Annotated in this window: 16 protein-coding genes, 1 tRNA gene and 1 pseudogene; 11 read left to right on the forward strand and 7 right to left on the reverse strand. The window is 36.7% G+C overall.

Translation table 11 applies throughout. From position 1 onward, the window contains the following. Together ACFINX_RS05560 and ACFINX_RS05565 are read left to right on the forward strand one after the other, a co-directional pair. Nucleotides 1–192 (forward strand): tail protein X (locus tag ACFINX_RS05560; protein ID WP_375668459.1); only part of this gene is annotated, 192 nt, incomplete at its 5' end. Continuing rightward, the gene (locus ACFINX_RS05565; protein ID WP_375668460.1) at nt 189–1,493 is read left to right on the forward strand and encodes a contractile injection system protein, VgrG/Pvc8 family; all 1,305 of its coding nucleotides are present in this window, start codon (nt 189–191) and stop codon (nt 1,491–1,493) included. The genes ACFINX_RS05560 and ACFINX_RS05565, both read left to right, overlap by 4 nt. Nucleotides 1,494–1,531: 38 nt before the next feature. Here ACFINX_RS05565 and ACFINX_RS05570 read toward each other — a convergent pair whose 3' ends face one another. After that, the gene (locus ACFINX_RS05570) at nt 1,532–1,855 is read right to left on the reverse strand and encodes a type II toxin-antitoxin system PemK/MazF family toxin (protein ID WP_375668468.1); all 324 of its coding nucleotides are present in this window, start codon (nt 1,853–1,855) and stop codon (nt 1,532–1,534) included. Continuing rightward, entirely contained in the window at nt 1,855–2,079 is a 225-nt protein-coding gene (locus ACFINX_RS05575; protein ID WP_012230987.1) for an antitoxin MazE family protein, read from the reverse strand. The genes ACFINX_RS05570 and ACFINX_RS05575 overlap by 1 nt, the downstream gene beginning before the upstream one ends. A 143-nt stretch (nt 2,080–2,222) precedes the next feature. Here ACFINX_RS05575 and ACFINX_RS05580 point away from each other — a divergent pair, with 143 nt between their 5' ends. Genes ACFINX_RS05580 through ACFINX_RS05595 form a run of 4 tightly spaced genes read left to right on the forward strand, consistent with a single transcriptional unit; the run spans nt 2,223 to nt 3,450 of the window. Beyond that, nucleotides 2,223–2,885, forward strand: a complete 663-nt coding sequence (locus ACFINX_RS05580) for a lysozyme (RefSeq protein WP_375668461.1) — start codon at nt 2,223–2,225, stop codon at nt 2,883–2,885. After that, entirely contained in the window at nt 2,882–3,109 is a 228-nt protein-coding gene (locus ACFINX_RS05585; protein WP_375630023.1) for a hypothetical protein, read from the forward strand. Before ACFINX_RS05580 ends, ACFINX_RS05585 begins: the two co-directional genes overlap by 4 nt. Then, nucleotides 3,042–3,245: a hypothetical protein gene (locus ACFINX_RS05590; RefSeq protein WP_375630024.1), complete on the forward strand. Its 204-nt coding sequence runs from the start codon at nt 3,042–3,044 to the stop codon at nt 3,243–3,245. The genes ACFINX_RS05585 and ACFINX_RS05590 overlap by 68 nt, the downstream gene beginning before the upstream one ends. After that, nucleotides 3,238–3,450 (forward strand): hypothetical protein, encoded by a 213-nt coding sequence (locus ACFINX_RS05595; protein ID WP_375618855.1) that lies wholly within the window; start codon nt 3,238–3,240, stop codon nt 3,448–3,450. The genes ACFINX_RS05590 and ACFINX_RS05595 overlap by 8 nt, the downstream gene beginning before the upstream one ends. 130 nt (nt 3,451–3,580) lie before the next feature. On the opposite strand, the pseudogene ACFINX_RS05600 reads toward ACFINX_RS05595, so the two are convergent. The 4 genes and pseudogenes from ACFINX_RS05600 to ACFINX_RS05615 all read right to left on the reverse strand — a co-directional run bounded on the left by ACFINX_RS05600 (nt 3,581) and on the right by ACFINX_RS05615 (nt 9,426). Beyond that, a pseudogene (locus ACFINX_RS05600) lies at nt 3,581–4,755 on the reverse strand (tyrosine-type recombinase/integrase). Nucleotides 4,756–5,297: 542 nt separating this feature from the next. Beyond that, the gene (locus ACFINX_RS05605; protein ID WP_375668462.1) at nt 5,298–6,224 is read right to left on the reverse strand and encodes an outer membrane protein; all 927 of its coding nucleotides are present in this window, start codon (nt 6,222–6,224) and stop codon (nt 5,298–5,300) included. A gap of 560 nt (nt 6,225–6,784) precedes the next feature. Then, nucleotides 6,785–7,057, reverse strand: a complete 273-nt coding sequence (locus tag ACFINX_RS05610; RefSeq protein ID WP_375612155.1) for a hypothetical protein — start codon at nt 7,055–7,057, stop codon at nt 6,785–6,787. Continuing rightward, complete coding sequence (locus ACFINX_RS05615) at nt 7,051–9,426, reverse strand: mechanosensitive ion channel domain-containing protein (protein ID WP_375646841.1); 2,376 nt, start codon at nt 9,424–9,426, stop codon at nt 7,051–7,053. Before ACFINX_RS05615 ends, ACFINX_RS05610 begins: the two co-directional genes overlap by 7 nt. Before the next feature lie 180 nt (nt 9,427–9,606). Between ACFINX_RS05615 and ACFINX_RS05620 the strand changes: the two genes are divergently transcribed. The 4 genes from ACFINX_RS05620 (at nt 9,607) to ACFINX_RS05635 (ending at nt 15,409) form a co-directional block, all read left to right on the forward strand. Next, nucleotides 9,607–9,984: a hypothetical protein gene (locus ACFINX_RS05620; protein WP_375668463.1), complete on the forward strand. Its 378-nt coding sequence runs from the start codon at nt 9,607–9,609 to the stop codon at nt 9,982–9,984. A gap of 91 nt (nt 9,985–10,075) precedes the next feature. Beyond that, a complete protein-coding gene (secD, locus tag ACFINX_RS05625; protein ID WP_375620802.1) occupies nt 10,076–12,589 on the forward strand; it encodes a protein translocase subunit SecD in 2,514 nt (837 codons plus the stop codon). Nucleotides 12,590–12,688: 99 nt separating this feature from the next. Beyond that, the gene (ybaL, locus tag ACFINX_RS05630) at nt 12,689–14,440 is read left to right on the forward strand and encodes a YbaL family putative K(+) efflux transporter (protein ID WP_375613485.1); all 1,752 of its coding nucleotides are present in this window, start codon (nt 12,689–12,691) and stop codon (nt 14,438–14,440) included. Nucleotides 14,441–14,455: 15 nt separating this feature from the next. Next, nucleotides 14,456–15,409 carry a YbhN family protein gene (locus ACFINX_RS05635; RefSeq protein ID WP_375613484.1) on the forward strand — a complete coding sequence of 318 codons (954 nt, stop codon included), beginning with the start codon at nt 14,456–14,458 and terminating at the stop codon, nt 15,407–15,409. Between the two features lie 1,101 nt (nt 15,410–16,510). Here ACFINX_RS05635 and ACFINX_RS05640 read toward each other — a convergent pair. Beyond that, nucleotides 16,511–16,586 (reverse strand) — tRNA-Lys (locus tag ACFINX_RS05640). Nucleotides 16,587–17,022: 436 nt separating this feature from the next. Between ACFINX_RS05640 and ACFINX_RS05645 the strand changes: the two genes are divergently transcribed. After that, the gene (locus ACFINX_RS05645; RefSeq protein ID WP_375612149.1) at nt 17,023–18,591 is read left to right on the forward strand and encodes a TerC family protein; all 1,569 of its coding nucleotides are present in this window, start codon (nt 17,023–17,025) and stop codon (nt 18,589–18,591) included. The last annotated feature ends 343 nt before the right edge of the window (nt 18,592–18,934 follow it).

Raw genomic sequence — 18,934 nt, forward strand, 5'->3', positions numbered from 1 at the left:
ATGGTTGATGCCATTTGCTGGAGATACTATGCAAAGGGTCAACAAGCCCTTGCTGTTGAACGCGTTTATGCAGCAAATTTTGATCTTGCAGACTATGGACCCATTTTAAAAGCAGGTATCACCATAGTTTTGCCGTCCCTCCCCTATCCGAAAGCCACACCAGTGATCAGAATTTGGGGTAGCAAATCATGAAACCTTTTTGCACAGTGATGGCAAATGGAGAGGACATCACAAGAATGCTGATGGACTATGTTTTGTCGATTGAAATTACCGATGAAGCAGAAAACAAAAGTGACCGTATCACTATAGAGCTTGATGACCGCGCACGTGACAGTGATAACGGCTTTCTTGATATTCCTCTTATCGGAACAATCATTTCTGTCACACTTGGCTATGAAGGCGGCAAAAACCGCGATATGGGAGCCTATCTGATTGATGAAATCTCTGTAAGCAGCCCACCACAAAGCTTAAGTGTAACAGGGCGCGCCGCCTCTATGAACACGTCTTACAGAACCCCCAAAAGCCAATCCTATCACCAGCAAACCCTTGGAAGTATTGTTCAAGAGATAGCACAGCGCAATGGCTATACACCAAAAGTTGACCCTGCTCTTGCTAAAATTGTTGTGCGTCACATTGATCAAACTTCTGAAAGCGATATGGCTTTTGCTACGCGCCTTGCAGAAGACTATGATGCGGTAGCAAAACCCGTTGATGGCAAGCTTGTTTTGGCTAAACGGGGGGAAGGCAAAGCCATCACTGGTGAAACACTCCCTATTGTTGTTATCCATGAAAAACATTGCACCTCTTGGGATTTTAAATACAGCGCACGGGATGAAGCAGGTGCAGCAAATGGCTTAGAAACAGATGTGGGAGACGACCAAAAAGCCGCTGCTGATGCACGAGAACCAGAGGAAATTGAGGAAGGCGAAGATGTGATCCATATGGATGAAAGTGACAGAGCATCATCATCTGAATCAGAAAAAGCAGAAAAAGAATCTGAGAAAGAAGAAGACAAAGAGAAGAAAGGCGGTGTTCTCGCAACCTATCATGATATCCGCAGTGGTGAAAAAAAAGAAGTCAAAGTTGGTAATCCGCCGTTTCATGAACTCAAATACACCTACCACAATCAATCAGAAGCTGTTGCGGCCATTGCTGCTTATCGCAACAAATCATCTCGTGGCAAATCTTCTTTCTCATGTGATATTGGTGGTGATCCGTTTGTGCAAGCAGAAGCAAAGCTTGTTCAAGAGCCCCCTTTCCGCCCCTATATTCCAGCAGAATGGCGCATCAAGAGCGTTAAGCACAAACTTGATAAAACGGGTGGTTACACCACAAAAATAGAGTGCGAACTTTTTGATAAAGCGCAAGAAGATGCGGCTGGAAACGTTGCAAACACCACACCAGACAAGGATGATACCCTTGATCCAAACGCCCCACCAGACGCATGCGACGAAGGCGAAGGCGTCATCCATATGGATGAAGAGGATAGATAAACAAAGCTATTTTATGATGATAAAAAGAAATACTATTTTTATTTTACTATTCCTAAAAATACAGCTAAACAGCGTTCAATTTCTACCATTTTATCTGCATGAATGGAGCCGAAAGCTGGACTAATTTTTTCACATCTTACCGTCATAATCTTATCAATCATGACTTGCGAAGGTTTTTGCAAACCATTTTTAGCGTTTGGCTGAATCGTAATGCGGAGTAATGGCGCATCAACAAGTGTGCTAGTAATGGGTAAAACTGTTACACTTGTATGTTCATTGAATTGATTAGCTTGAATGATTAACGCAGGTCTTGGTTTACCAAAATCGCCTTGCATAGCTATTGTGACGAGAGATCCACGCATCATTCTGTCCAGCCATCAATATCCATTAAAGATTGATCCATCAACAACTGCATAGATGTATCTGTTTTATCCATTTTTGCGACTAAGCGACATTGGCGTCGGCACTCTTCTGCAAAGTTCGGTTGACGCGTATCTGGTACCCAAATTTGCATTAAACGCAAACCTGCTTTTCTTTGTGCGTTGCGATGTTTTTGAACGCGTTCATTAACGTGCATTGTAGCCATAACAAAATCTCCATTATGTTTCATGTAACGTATAACACAGAAAAAAGTTACATGAAACACTACTTTTAATAAAACGCAATAATTACAATTTTAATCTATCAATCTGCCCCACCTTTTGTGGGGCTTTTTTATAGGAGCAATACATGAGAACAATATCACCAGAAGGGTTAGCACTGATTAAACAATGGGAAGGTTTACGTCTCAATGCCTATAAAGATGCCATTGGAGTGTGGACCATTGGTTATGGACATACAAACAATGCTGGAAAACCTTTTGTTCATAAAGGCATGGCAATCACTGAAAAGCAAGCAGAAGAACTTCTTTGCCAAGACTTAAGACAATTTGAAAATGCTGTTGAACGCGCTGTTACAGTTTCATTAACAGATGAACAATTCGCGGCGTTAGTGTCCTTTTGCTATAATGTAGGAACAGGAGCCTTTTGTAACTCGACACTGTTAAAAAAGCTCAATCAAGGTGAATATGAAGCTGTCCCTGCAGAGCTACAGAAATGGACCAAAGCAGGCGGAAAGCGTCTTGAAGGTCTCGCACACCGGCGTGCAGCAGAAGCAGGCTTATGGGCGAAAGGTGCTTTTGTTTCCTCTAACTACCAAACCGTAGAAACGCAAGCACCAACGGGACTTTTTAAAGCTGAAGCTCTTGCACCAGTTATTGGTTCTTTTTCTGGGCTTGGAGGCTTATTAGCAGGCAATGGTCCAGTACAATGGGCATTTGCTACCATTATGGTTTTAGCCGCATGTGCTGGCATTTTCTTTGTTGCTAAACGTTTTCAGGAACACCGTTTATGATCTTATGGATGAAAAGAAATCTGCTGTTAATAGGCGCGGCTCTAGCCGCTTTTTTTATGGCTTTGGCAAAAGCTTTTACCCTTGGAAAAAAGGCAGAACAGCAAAAGCAAACAGAAAAAACCTTAAAAGCAGCAACAACACGGCTGGAGGTGGAAAATGAAGTTAATCAGAAAAGTGATACTGATGTGCGTACTGCTCTCTCTCGTTGGTTGCGGGACAAATAAGTATGTCTCTTGTGTTGGTTGGTTGCCAATTTATTTAGAGAGGCAAGATGTTAACGTCATCAGTTCCAATTTAGCAAGAGATATCTTAAAGCATAACAAGCAGGGCGAACGTGTGTGTGGGTGGAAACATGGCTAAGAAAAAAACAAAAGACGATACAGAGCTTACAGAAGGAGAAAAAGAAATCCTTCAAGAAATTATCATGACCTACAAAAGTATAAAAGTGATGTCACGTTATACGAGATGGATTGTACTCATTATACTCTTGCTAGCGCTTGATTTTTCACGTCTTATAGATGCATTGGTAAATATTTTTACACAAAAACCAAATATCCGACTCTAAATACATTCTGAGATGTGCGAAACTGTTTAGCAAATGAATTATCAATTTCGCGCATCTCGCAGATGCAAGAAATAATGTCGTTTTACACATCTCAAACAGTGGTTTTCAAAACATTAACAATTTGATCCCCTTAGGTCGCTCCTGTTATAAATGCAGCCCACTGTTCCATAAGGGTATGTCGTTGTTCTAAAAAATCTGTCCGCATATAAGCTTTTGTCACTGAACTCCCAACGGAATGCGCAAGAACAGTTTCAGCAATCTCAAATGGTGTTGACGTTGTTTCTGCTATCCAGTCACGAAGACTAGATCTGAAACCATGGGGTCTATAATCAAAACCTTTGTCTTTCATGAATTTAGAAAGTGTTACATCAGATATAGGCTTTCCAGAACTCCCAGCAAATAAAAAACCATTTTTTTCAAAGGGGAGAGATTTTTCAATCACTTTTAAAGCTTCATCACTCAATGGCACGCGAAAATCTGAAACCTTTCCTACAATGCCCTTCATATTTTCTTTTGGTATCGTCCATATATCTTTATCAATTTGTTCAAGACGCAAATAGCGCAATGGATACGACCGTACTCCAGTCAAAATAAGCAACTTCAGTGCTAAATTTGAAAGAATCTTATCATCCAAGCTTTGATAAAATGCCGGAACTTCCTGCCATGGCATAGCAGGAATATTTTGAACATTTTGAATAAATTTTCCCAATAAAGCTTTTGCTTTTGGTACCAATTGCATGTCCACATCTATACCACGTGCTGCGGCATGTTTTATAGCAATATTCAAACGTGATAAAGCCTTGCTCGCTGTTTCATTTTTTGTTTTCCAAATAGGCAACAAACACTCTTTTATATCAAATTGCGTTAATTCAGTAATTGCTATATCCCCAAGTTTAGGAAAAACATGCAATGTAAGAGGTGCTAACCACCTTGCTGCTTTACCTTCATTTTTCAATTCGCTTTTTTTGGCTTCAAAAGCACTTAAAACTATTTTTTGTAAAGAAATACTATCAACTGCCTGCCGTAATTTTCATTTTTCCTTTTACGAATCGGGTCAATACCTTGGTGCAAAAGGTCACGGCAAGCTGTAGCTTTAAGCCTCGCTTCTTTCAAAGATACAACGCTACAAGAGCCTAATCCCATTTCACGACGTTTTTTATTGAAATCAAATCGAAAAATCCAACGCCCTTGATTTTGGGCTGTTTTGATAAGCCATAGCCCAGCTCCATCAGCATATTTTCCTTTAGATAGATTTTTTACAGATAAGACAGACAGTCTATCACGTGTTCTCGTTCTGCTAACCACCTTCTGAACCACCTTTTGAATCGCACTTGGAGCGATTTCATTTGATAGCAAGATTATATACAAAAGGCAATTTTATAAATAAAATCAAATAAAAACAGTTAGTTATAAATATAGAAAAAAGTAAAACGCGCAATCAGGTGATAGCGTAGAGAATTCTAAATAAAGAAAAAATAGGTGCACGCCGTCCGCACCACTCTATGTAAATTTTCTTTATTTTCTCATTACTTAGATAGTAAAAACTCTCTTTAAGTTTACTGTTTGCAACTCTATAACGGTATTATAAAGTGATAACTGTAATAATATGAAAGACGAAGCAATCCTTCTTTGCCAATAAATGTTTCAACCACACCTCGTGAACTAAAAATTTTTTATTCTTAACAATTAAGAATCTGAGTAACTCTTCCTTACCTCCTCATTCTCACTCAAAGTCAAAGCCCCCTTTTTTTACCATAAAATAGTGTTTACAATGCATAAAATTAAAAAATAAAGGCCCTATCAAAGAAATAGGACCTCTTAAATTTAAGCTCCTTTATCCTACAAAATTAGAATTTGTAAGCTATTCCTGCGCGAAAATCATTCGTCTTATACTTAACTTCAATCTCGTCTTTAAATTTCCTTTTACCAAAATCTGAGTAACGATATTCCGCACGCACAACAAGATGGTCTGTCATTGCAAAATCAACACCACCACCGAGAGTATAACCAATCATCGTTTTTGTTACATCCGATGTCCTATTAAATGGCTCACCTCCCGTAATTACTGTCGACAAAATATCCTGAAACTGTCCATAAGCAACACCACCAGCAATATAAGGCATCACACGCCCTGCAGAAAACCCAACACGCACCCGTGTAGCACCTGTCCATTTTTGTTTTAACGTATGATTAAAAGTTAAACTGTCTTTCTCTTCTTTATCCTCTGCAGAAGAGCGAGAAAAGCCTCTGCCCTGTCTCCTGACAATTTTTGCCTTTTTTCGACTTTTTTCTTCTGTATCTAATTCCTCAGTATCACTACCCGATCCTTCAGTGCCCAATCCTTCAGTTCCACCAGCACTCGATTCATCTGCATGAAATCTTGTTTTTGTATCCTTTTTTTCCGTTAAAATGATATCCGTATCAATCCCCATAATAAAATTATTACCGAGATCAAAATTAACACCCGCATAAAAACCACCTATAAACCCAGAAAGATCGGGCATATGCTGTTTCTCGACAGGTATCCATGGTTTACTTTGACTCCCCTCATCAGGATAGAGAGGAATATTAACATCAGGCACTGTTGCAGAAATCTTACTTGAAAAGCCACCAACTTGCCCCCCGAAATAAACACCTCCCCAAGAAAAAGGTGAAGAAGCAACAACTTCTGAGGCAACATGTACTGGCTCTTCGTGAGCCACCACATCTGCAGCCTGTACTATAGAAGGTGAAATCAAAGAAAAAACAGATGCTGTTATAAATTTTGTATTCATAAAATTATACCCCATTGCTAAATTTAAATATAATCAAAAATCACATTTAGAAAAACAAAGTTTTATAAAATCTTATGCTGCAAAATCGCATATACTCCTTTATAGTTACATTTAAATCTATTACTATATTAATATATCATTACATCAAAATTTAATATTATCAAATAAATTTTAAAATATTATAATAATGATTACTTCAAATAATAAATATTTAATAAAAATACCTATTATCTTGTCAAAAGGAGGAAATATAAAACATTTTGTATTAAAATTACCGCAAAAAAATCACAAAATAGTATATTTTATGCCTTTTTTTATGAAAAAATTCTAAAAATGATGTAATTATTTTTAGAAAATCGATGTTCATTAACAATACTATAAATACCTCAATATTCTTACATCCAAAATGCATACTGTAGATTCTACATAGTATAAAAAAACATCCATTTTATACTAAAATCATACTTTTTTTTACCATTTTCTAAAGGATGAGATTATTAATTACACACAATATCATTATCCTTCTAAATCTTGTCCCCAAACAAAAATTCTCAATCATTTTATTTAAAAATTGCTCTTCCCCTACTGATTTCTATATTATCATCTGCCTTTATTGCAAAACGGTCTTTATTAGGAAAAGTTATAAAACATCCCTTCATACAAATTGTAATTGTTTGATGAGTATTTAAAGAAATTTTTGAAGGTATACTTCCTTCAACAACAATAAGAGATTGTATCTTTAAATCAGTATTCTTCACTGTTGCAGCAAAAGCTGTTATGGTAAAAATACTTAATAGAATAACTGTAATCAAAATATAAGTATATTTCAGCATTCTAAGATTCCTTCCTCAGAAAAACGCTTATATAGGCTAAATTGAAGAGCATTGGTTACATGAGAAGATGAGGTAATATTAGGCACATAAATAGCCAAATTAAAGGAAAAACTCTTACGATCAAATGCTGTAAAACTCACCTGTGGGATAGGATTTTTTAAAACGCCTTCTGTCGCAGAAGCAATCTCTAACAAAATTTCAGCAACATGCTCTGGAGCAACCTTAGATGATACAGTAACTGGTATATCAATTCGTCCTACTTTATTACGTCGTGTCCAATTACTAACGTTGTTATTAATAAGGCTTGAATTGGGAATAATAATCGTCTTACGCTGAATTGTCTCAAGTTCCGTTGCACGCACACTAATACGCTTAACAACACCCCCTACTGATCCAGATTCTATATAGTCCCCTATTTTAAATGGTCTTCCAACTAAAATAATAAGTCCAGAGACAAAGTTTTGGACAATATTCTGTAAACCAAAACCTATACCAAGTGAAAGTCCTCCAGCAATAAGAGCGAAATTTCTAAGATCCAAACCTGCCATTGATAATCCGGTCAAAGAAGATACAACAACGCCTCCATAACTTATCACTGTTTTGATAGAATTACGTATACCAGAATCGAACTCTCCATGAACCAACACCACATTATCTAACCAACCAATAAATCGGCGAATAAGAAACCAGCAAACACAAAAAGAAATAATTCCTGTTACAAGAGAAATCAAAGAAAGACTAATATTTCCAATCTGAAAACCGGTCACCGATTGCCACAAAACTGCTTTTAAATCAGAATAGGAAAATCCAAACTGTACAGCAATTGGCATTGCACAAAATATAACAACAAATAAATTGAGAAAAACGCTCACAAAAACTCCCAATTGATTCATCGTTTTTTCTTCTAAATGAAACCTCTGCATCAAAAGATGACCAACCGTTGTTTTCATAAATTGGTCTTTAGTTCCAAGTGCTTGAGCGCTTTGTATTCCTAAATACATGAGAACTAAAAATGCTCCATCAATCATAATTTGCTGCGTAATAAAACGCGCAAGTCCAACGTAACCTAAAAAATTCAATACAAAGAGCAGTAACCCCAAGCCAATAAGAGGAATGCGTATATAAAATGGCCAAAAGTATGGCTCTTTTTTTTCTTCTTGAACACGCCTACGTCTAAACCGCAAAGGTACAAATGATATTATAAATAGCAATATCGCTACAAGAAAAACAGCAATAAAACTTTTAGCAATTGTTAAAGATAGAGGCGCTGAAATGATTTGATAAATACTATCAAGAACAGCGTCAAATGCCAAAATACCCCCTAAAGAAGTGAGTAAAATCACTAATTGATAAGCAGACGATGATGTAATCTTGAGAAGACCTACATGGGGCCTATTCGATGATAGAAGAACAACAGCTAATCGATTGATTAAAAATAATAAAATAATTTGACAACCTATCATATCAAAAACTGTTGTAAGCTTACCTGGATCTAAGTTAAAACTACGAAACAAAAACAACACAAGATAAACGCAAAGAATACATACAAGTGAAGGTAAGAGAACTGAAATAAAGGCGATCAATAAGCGTTGTAAATAAGATATTTCCTCATTAGACTTCGTAAAGTGGCAATACACATGAACAAGAACTTTTTGAGAAAAATACGAAAGTCCCAAAGTAATAAAAAGTGGAATTAAAAAGCAAAGAAATAGTTGTAAAAACTTGAAGTAAAATATAAAATTCCACCAAGAATTTAACAACACAAGAAAATCTGATGAAGCCTCTTTTGTTTTTTGGACGAGATGTTTAACCATCGGAATCGAAAACTCAAGCCTATACGTAAGCGTGCGTTTAAAAAGCTCCCGAGATTGAGAAATAGAAAGTTCAGCTATTCTATTTGCCGCTAAGAAAATTGCTTCAAAACGAAGCATGATACTGTTAATTTTAGCTTTTTGCTCTATCAAATAGGAATATTCCTTCACAGAGCTTTTCAGTTTTTTCACGTCACGATGGAGCTCCATTAATTGATCAAGAAGTGTATTAATCTCATTAAGAGGAGGACGCAAAACAAATGCTGCCTCAATAGCACGTTCACTGATATCTTGTGCACGTAACCGTAATTCTTCTAAAGCACGCTCATCTTCTGGCTTTCTGTCAAAATCTCTTTTTAAAGTTTCAGTATTTTCTTCAAGAGTCTTAATAATCAACTGTTGTTGCAGAATAATTTCATCAACTGAATAAGAAGCTATCGTTTGTTCGACAATTGTATTTTGTGCCCCCCTATTACCCCATGCACCAGAATTAAATACAAAGATAATCCCCAAAAGAAGGAAAAGTATGTGGATGTTTTTTCTACAAAATGAATACATATCTACCTTATGAGCACAAAAGGGATTTTATTTTTCTCTTTTAAATATGGTATAAAGTAGATATTTTCAACTTTTATAGAATAATCTTATAAAAGCTTTCCCTTATCCTATAATACTGGTAATAAGATAAAAGAATGATAAATAAGCTGAACTCAATAAGATTAAAGAAGGCACTCTAGCATGTTTTTTTTGCACCTTTATTGCAAAAAAGAAGATTTTCTTCCTTTGACAACCTGGATTTTTCTATCCAGTTTAGGTGTATTCTTGACAAGCAACCTAGAAACGCGTGCTTATTTAGTCAAACAATCACACACCAATAATGTCATTAAAACGAATAGATTTGATTTACATCATAAGTGTGATCAGGTGAATGTTACCACAACTGAAAACAAAAAACTTGTAACACTCCATACAGAATCTATTTTTATGAGGACCTTTCAAAAAATCCTAACATTGGATTTCTTTTTAATAAAGATTCCAGCTGTTGACACACGATTTCGTAACGTTAAAACACAATATTTCTCAAATAAACGCGCTCCTCCCAATGAACATACTTAATTCTCTTCCTTGAATATAAAAACGATCATCTTATTTTACTTGTGCTTTTAACTTTGAATAACTGTTAGATTGCCTATTTACGGAATATATCATGCGTACACCTGGTTGGTTAACTACCCTTTATTGTTTTATTCTTTTAAGCAGCATTTATGTTGCCTTACCCAATTTATTTTCACACGAACAAGTTAAAAACTCGAAATTCTTACCCGACACCCGTGTAGCACTTGGTCTTGACCTTCAAGGAGGCTCTTCTCTCCTGCTCGAGGTTGATAGCAAAACGTTAAAACGCGATCAGTTACATATAGTTTTAAGCAATGTGCGCAATGTATTGCGTGAAAAACAAATCCGCACCTCAAGTGTGCGTATCGTTGAAGATAGCGTTATTGCCCTTATTTCTGACCCATCGCAAACTGAAAAAGCACTCTCTGCTTTGAAAACATTAATAACCCCCATACACAGTAGCTTTGGCACAACAGAACATAACATCACGATCAGTGCTCAAAATGAAACTCTCCGCGTCACATTAACAGAAGCTGGTATAAAAGACCGTGTCAGCAATGCTATTGAACAAAGCTTAGAAATCATCCGTCGTCGTATAGATCAAGTTGGTGTTTCAGAACCAGCCATCCAAAAGGTCGGAAATGATCGTATTATGGTCCAATTGCCTGGACTACAAGATCCAAAACAACTGCGTGATCTTTTAGGAACAACCGCTAAGATGAGTTTTCATCTTGTTCCTTCTAATGTGGACCCCAATAACCCCCCTATAGGTGTTTCTATTCTCCCTGGATACACTGATGCAACACAACATTATGCAATTTATGATCAAATTGCTTTAGATGGAAATGTCCTGAAAGATGCCCGTGCAGGTTTTGACCCCCAAATACCAGGACGTTCCATTATTTCATTTACGCTAGATTCCGCTGGTGCAAAAATATTTGCCGATATAACACGACAAAATATTAACCGTCCTTTTGCCATTGTTCTGGATAATAAAGTTTTAACCGCTCCGACCATCAATAGCGTCATTCCCAATGGACAAGGTCAAATTACAGGAAACTTTGACCCCAAAGAAGCCTCAACTCTGGCTGCTCTGCTTCGTGCTGGTTCCCTCCCCGCACCACTCACGGTCATTGAAGAGAGAACCGTAGGTCCAAATCTTGGTGCTGATGCTATCCAAATGGGACTTTACACCGGCATAATTGGCTTTATTCTTGTTGCAATTTTTATTTTTCTTCTCTATCGTATTTGGGGATTAATTGCCAATATAGCACTAGCTCTGCACACGATTTTAACATTTGCTGCACTGAGTCTTTTGGGAGCTACGCTTACGCTGCCTGGTATTGCTGGTATTATTTTAGGCATCGGTATTGCCGTTGATGCTAATATCCTTATCAATGAACGTATCCGTGAAGAAAGTCGAAAAGGTGTGGGTGCTTTTGCAGCCCTAGATCGTGGATTTAAACACGCTTTTGCAACCATTGTTGATGCAAATGTTACAGCAATTATAGCGACCGTCTTACTATTTTGGTTCGGGACCGGTCCCGTTCGTGGTTTTGCCGTAACAATGTTGCTTGGTATTATCATCTCCATGTTTACAAATATCACCATTGTACGCATCATCATGATTTGGATCGTTCGTAAATGGAAAATTAAAAAATTGCATATTCACTCTGCTTTCAACATCATGCCACAAAACACAACTTTCCACTTTATGAAAGCACGTTTCATTGGTATTGGCGTCTCAATTGTTTTATCAATGGCTTCAGTTTTTCTCTTTTTTAAGCCTGGATTGAATTTTGGTATTGATTTCATTGGCGGAAGCCAAATGAGTATTACCACGAAAGGACCAGCAGATCTAGCAACTCTGCGTTCCAAGCTTTCTACTCTTAATATTGGTGAAGTTACCTTGCAAAATATTGATAACGAAAATACCGTATTAATTCGCATGCAGAAACAAAGCGGTGGCGAAGCACAACAAACCACCGCCATTGATAAGGTCAAAACAGCTGTACAAAATATCTATCCCGATACCACATTCGATCAAATAGAAGTTGTTGGTCCCAAAATTTCAGGTGAGCTTGCCACAGCTGCTTTTACTGCTGTTATTCTTGCGGCTATTGCCATGTCTCTCTATATATGGTTACGCTTCGAGTGGTTCTTTGCCATTGGAGCAATTATCACTCTCATTCTAGACACCACAAAAATGATTGGCTTTTTTGCTTTATTTCAATTTGATTTTAATTTAACGGCTATCGCCGCACTCTTAACAATTGTTGGATATTCTATAAATGATAAAGTTGTCGTCTATGATAGGATGCGCGAAAATATGCGTCTTTATAAAAAAATGCCGTTGCGCGAGCTGATTGATCTGTCAATTAATCAGGTTCTTGTACGTTGTTTTTTTACATCAGCCACAACAATTCTTGCGATGCTCCCCATGGCGATATGGGGTGGAAGTGCTGTTCATAATTTTGCATTACCCATGGTCTTTGGGATTATTATTGCAACATCATCCTCTATCTTTATTGCTGCTCCTATTTTACTCCTGCTAGGAAATTGGTGGCGTGAGCGAAATAATCGTGCAAATATCAAAGTGAAATAAAAATGCCCTTTAATGCGTATGGTACATCTCGCCTCTCTTCTCATAGAAATATAGTCGTTTTCATTCATTCGCTTTTTGATCAAGAATAGTAAATAATCCATGCTCCACGACACACCACTTATCACAACTATTGTTGCAGGCTTATGTTTAGCATTTCTCTTGGGAATGATTGCTAGCCGTTTACGTATTTCACCCCTTGTAGGCTATTTGTTAGCTGGTGTTATTGTGGGACCCAATACAGGCGGATTTAAAATAGATTCCGTCATCATTAATCAACTTGCTGAAATTGGTATTATTTTGCTGATGTTTGGTGTTGGGCTCCACTTTTCATTAAAAGACCTTTTATCTGTCAAAGCTATTGCTGTCCCCGCTGCTATTGCACAAATGGCATTTTCTACTTTTCTAGGTTTGTGCCTTGGTCTGATTATGGGATGGGGCTTTAGTGGTAGTTTGATTTTCGGTCTTGCTTTATCCATAGCAAGTACCGTTATCCTGCTACGTGCTTTGCAAGAGCGTCATCTTATTGAAACAGAAAAAGGACGCATTGCCGTTGGATGGTTGATTATTGAGGATTTAGCAATGGTCCTTATACTTGTCCTCATCCCTTCCTTGGCAAGTGCCCTCAGCAATACCAAAAAAGAAGCGTTGGATCCTCTTGTTCAATGGTTGGATTTAAGTATTTGGGGTATTTTTGGTCTCACCATCCTGAAGGTAATTGTATTTATTGCACTTATGCTCGTCATTGGGCGACGCGTTATCCCATGGCTTTTAAAAATGAGCGCACAATCGGGATCACGTGAATTATTTCGTCTTAGCGTCTTTGCTATTGCATTAGGAGTAGCTTTCGGAGCCGCTCATTTATTTGGAGTTTCTCTTTCTCTTGGTGCTTTTTTTGCTGGTATGGTCATGAGCGAATCAGAATTAAGCCACCGTGCCGCGGAAGAATCTTTACCACTGCGCGATGCTTTTTCTGTTCTCTTTTTTGTTTCTGTAGGCATGTTATTTGACCCCGAGAAACTCTTAACTCATTTTTTCCCTCTCTTAGCAACCTTATTCATTATCGTAATCGGAAAATCTGCTGTTGCCTTTTTCATCGTTAAAGCTTTTCGCTATTCTAATGCAACAGCTTTGACTATTTCTGCAAGCCTTGCCCAAATCGGAGAATTTTCCTTTATCCTTGCTGGTTTAAGTTTAAGCTTAGGACTTTTAAACAATGACGCTCATGATTTAATTCTTGGAGGAGCAATTTTTTCTATTTTGCTCAATCCTCTTGTTTTCATTGCCTGTAATAAAATTAAAAAACGTCTAGAAAAAAATTCTGCATCTTCACAAAATACCCAAACAATTATTGATATTGATCCACAAGATCCTGACCAAGATTTTTTACCGATGACCTTAAAAAACAACCATATCGTAATTATTGGCTATAGTCGTATCGGTAAGTGTGTTGCATTATCTTTAATAAATAGAGGTGAACCTATAGTGATCGTAGAAGAATCAAAACGCCTCTCTGATAAAGCGATTGCAGATGGCTTTGAGGCTATTTGCGGCAATATCATTCAACAAGAAATAATGAACGCAGCAAATATAAATAATGCACATAAAGTTGTTATTACAATGCGAAGTACCATTGAAGTAGGAGAATGTATCGTGAATATCCGTGATATGAAGAAAGATATCCAGATAATCACACATGCATTATCCGACACAGAAACAACATATCTCATTGATTTAGGTGCTGATGTTGTAGTAACAGATGATGAAGAAATTGCCAATGGTATTATAGAGTATATAACAGAACGAAGATCTGTAAGGAATATGCTCAATCATGAAAATTTACAGAAAACATAAAATGGATACAGAATCGTGAAAATAAAGCAATTTATATGGCCATTGATTGGTATCTTAGCAATGCTGGTATCTATTCGAATTCTTTATATGAAGCTCTCTGCCATTTCATTTGGGGATGTATTGGAGCGCTTGAGCAATTTAAATGCACAGCACTGGTTATTAGCCTGTTTATGTTCTCTCCTAGCTTATGCTGCTCTTGCTGGATATGATCGAATTGCCTTGCAACATCTAGGCCATAAAATTTCTTGGATTTTTATCGCTATATGTTCATTTACAACCTACGCTCTTTCACACAATATCGGTGCTTCAGTTTTTTCTGGTGCCGTTGTACGCTATCGCGCCTATAAAATGAAAGGATTAAACGGAACAGAAATCGCAATATTAGTAGGTTTTTGCTCTTTTACTTTTGTAATCGGCACAATCTTACTTTTGGGAATCGTTTTGGTGCTGCAACCCGAAATTATCACCCTCATTCATAAAGAACTTCCTGAATGGCTCGGAACAACGGCTGGAGCAATTTTACTCAGCTGTATAGCACTTTATACGTTTGGCAGCTGGCTTCAGTTAAAGCCCTTACGCTTGGGGAAGAAAATTCAACTTTCCTATCCACGACTGAAAATTGTTATTCAACAGCTTCTCATTAGCCCTCTAGAGCTTTTAGGAGCAGCAGGAATTATATATGCTGTTCTCCCACATAACGCAGATATTCATTTTATCTCTGTTCTTGGTGTTTTCCTAGCGTCTTTTACGATAACTCTTCTCTCTAATGCTCCAGCAGGAGGAGTAGGAGTTCTTGAAGCTCTTTTCATAACAGGCATGCCCAATATAAATCCAACCGATGTTATTGCAGCACTTATTGTCTTTAGAATGTTTTATTTGATTATACCGCTCATCCTTTCATTATTTGTGGTCGTCATTTTTGAGGCGCAACAATATTGGAAAAGAGCCCCCAAAACACCACCTGAATAAATAAAAGGCTATCAATGACTTCTTTTTTTATGTACCTATAAAAGAACAAAACACCATCGTGTTGCCAATTTACATATCTTTTTTAAGAAACCTCTTTCAACGCTCTTCTCCATTACACAACAATACCCATAAATGGTATAATAGTAAAGCTATTGTTGCACCATCATCTTTATACTTAATAAAAGAGCAAGCCTGTGCCATTATACTATTTTTCCAATGTTATGATAACTTTTAGCACTTAAGAACATTAATAAGAATTATTTTTATGCCTTTCTTCAATAGTCTTTATCCACACATTAATCCCATTTATGATGCAAAAATGAATGATTTTAATTAATTCATTATAAGAGGGATTGAAACAAAAGAAGTTTATGATAGTAAAGTTTTTTTTAAATAAAGAATAATCAATTCTTTATAAATCAATATATTATAATGAATCTGTGTGGCTTTCTTAATATTTATATTTTTAGAGGTTTAGCTAACGGAAAGACAGCATAGCGTAACCACACAGCTTAATATTTTAAAACTTTAAGCCTCATTAAAGTTTATTGTCTTTCGTTTAACAGGTATTAGCTTTAAACAATTAAACTGATCTAATTTTATTACTTGTATGTCCAGCTAACTACTTTATTTTAGCTTGATTTACCCTCTTGGAATACTGATGATTGTTACAGAAGTTTTTTGTTTAAGCGGGAGAGTTATCAAAAAATATCCACGCTGCTGACACAACTAAAGTGTAAAGTTTCTTCTGTCTTTAAACAATATGCTAAAAATCCAAAAAAAATTTAATCAATTTATATTAAAAGAAGTGAAAACTGTTGATTTTTATACCCCTTTAAATAACACAATTGTCGGTAAGAGGCTTCTCCTTACCAATTGCAACTTCAAAAAAGAAACAATACGCATTAAAAGATCTTTAAATGTCCTTTGGAAGTTCTTTGAGTCCCCTAAAAAGTACAAACACCGATGACTAAGCTATATCAACAATCTTCACTTTTAAACAAACAGATATGGGGAAATCCTACTGCCCAATTTTATTTAGCAACTCGTACCTTAAAAAAAATTACGCAATCAATAAGTTATTTACGGTATAAAATAAAATGGTGGGTGATGAGGGGATCGAACCCACGACCCGCTGATTAAGAGTCAGCTGCTCTACCGACTGAGCTAATCACCCATAAGCTTCTCAAAAGACGAGAATGAGCGTTTCTATAACGCTCCTAAGGATAGATGTCCAGATATTTTGTTGTTTGTTATATAAACTCATTGTCTGTAAGGTTAAAAATATGATATTCACCACTTGATCTTATATAAAAATAAACCCATTATAAGAAGCTTTATAAATAAATGTTCTGATTGTTATACAGAACCTATAGTTAGAGGATTATCGAGCATAATGCCCGAGCGAAAATTAGAGGAACCTTCTTGTGGTTGTAAGCGGGATGGGGCATCATTTTGTTTTATCAACAATCACATGCATTCAAGCAATATTGTGCTGTTTTTTTCTTTGAATATAAGTTTTTTACATTCAATGTTCATGATCCAATATACGAATAAAAGACTATGAATTTTTTTTGTCAATCGCGCGCTTTTAAGCTTCTAAAAGGTAAGGAATGATGGAATGGATCACTGATCCCCATGCGTGGTTTGGTTTGATCACGCTGGTTTTTCTCGAAATTGTTTTAGGAATAGATAACCTTATCTTTATTGCAATTTTAGCTGAAAAATTGCCACTGCATTTGCGTGACCGCGCACGCTTTATAGGTCTTACTTTAGCATTAATTATGCGGCTTTTCCTTCTTACCGTTATTGGATGGGTTATGAGACTCGATAGGGTCATTCTTTCACTTTCATCTTTTGTATTTAGTTGGCATAGCTTTATTTTAATCGGTGGTGGAGCCTTTTTGCTCGCAAAGGGAACGCTAGAATTACATGAAAGGTTAGAAGGAGTATCACATGAAAGAAAAACAGGCGTTGGTTATGCTGTTTTTTGGCAAGTAATCGTCCAAGTCGTGGTGCTGGATGCCGTTTTTTCACTAGACAGTATTATTACCGCAACAGGTATGATTGCAAAAGAGCAGGCAGCAGTTATGTATATCGCAGTCATAGCTGCTATGGGAGTAATGATGTGCGGATCTGGTGCTCTTATGCGTTTTATTAATCGTCATCCCACTATTGTAATCCTTTGTCTTGGTTTTTTGATGATGATTGGTTTTACTCTCATTGTTGAAGGATTTGGTTTTCATATTCCAAAAGGGTATTTGTATGCTGCTATTGGTTTTTCTGTTCTCATCGAAGCTTTTAATCAAATTGGACGTCGTAACCGTGAAAAAATGATTAAAACGAATGATCTACGCAGTAGAACAGCTGATGCTGTTTTGAGGCTCTTAGGAGGAGGAAGCAAAGATAGTCACCTTGCTGAGACTGTAGATGTTATTGCTGAACAGGCCGCAGCTTCTGAGTTGTTTAGACCAGAAGAAAAGGAGATGATTCGTGGTGTTCTCGATTTAGCTGATCGCCCTGTTCGCTCTATCATGTCGCCGCGTAATGAGATTGAGTGGTTAGATTTAAATGCTGATGAAAATGAAATGCGTGAAGAATTACAAAAGGTTAAACATAGCCGCTTAATTCTTGCGCGTGAAAAAGTGGATGAATTTGTTGGCGTTGCGTTGACAAAAGATCTTCTTTTGAATTTGGCTGAGGGGAAAAAGATTAATTGGAAAAAAGCTATGCGAGAACCCCTCGTTGTTCATGAAAATACAAGTGTTTTACGATTGATGGAGCAATTACGTCATTCTTCGATTCAGCTTGCAATTATTGTTGATGAGCATGGATCTTTTGAAGGAATTGCAACACCAACCGATATTCTTGAAGCTATTGCAGGAGACTTTCCTGATGACGATGAAGAACTCATGATCGCAGAACAACTTGAAAATGGCAGTCTTCTTGTTGAGGGATATGCTGATATCCGCCGTTTAAGTGGTTATCTTGGGCGTAACCTTGTGGATGAAGCAGATCGTTATACGACTCTGGCAGGCTTTATGCTTTGGCAGTTTGGTCATTTACCAAATGAGGGAGAAAGCTTTGAAACTGATGGTTTACACTTTAAAGTGATTGAAATGGAACGCAGAAACATATCTAAAATCCTTATTTCTCCACTTGTATCACCAGAAAAAAGCTAGTTCTTTTTACAAGCAAAATGAATAAAAAGATTTTTTTATGATTAAAAATTGAAAAGAATAAGCAGTTGATAACTCAATTGCATTTCATTATTTTTATATTTTTTTAAGCGTAAAATAATGACATACAAAAGTTATATTATCAATGAACTTTCCATTATAAAAAATTTTCATTGATGATTGACGAAAAGCTGGGAGAGAGAAAATGGTGCAAAATTATTTGTCAATGGTCATTAATCTCAAAACAATGAATATATACAATATATTGATTTATAATAATTATTTATTACAATATTACCTTCACATCAAGAAAGCCTCTTTCAAACATCAGATTTCCGCCAATGGA

Origin of the sequence: Bartonella sp. AP36NXGY (genome assembly GCF_042195865.1) — a bacterium.
GTDB lineage: Bacteria > Pseudomonadota > Alphaproteobacteria > Rhizobiales > Rhizobiaceae > Bartonella.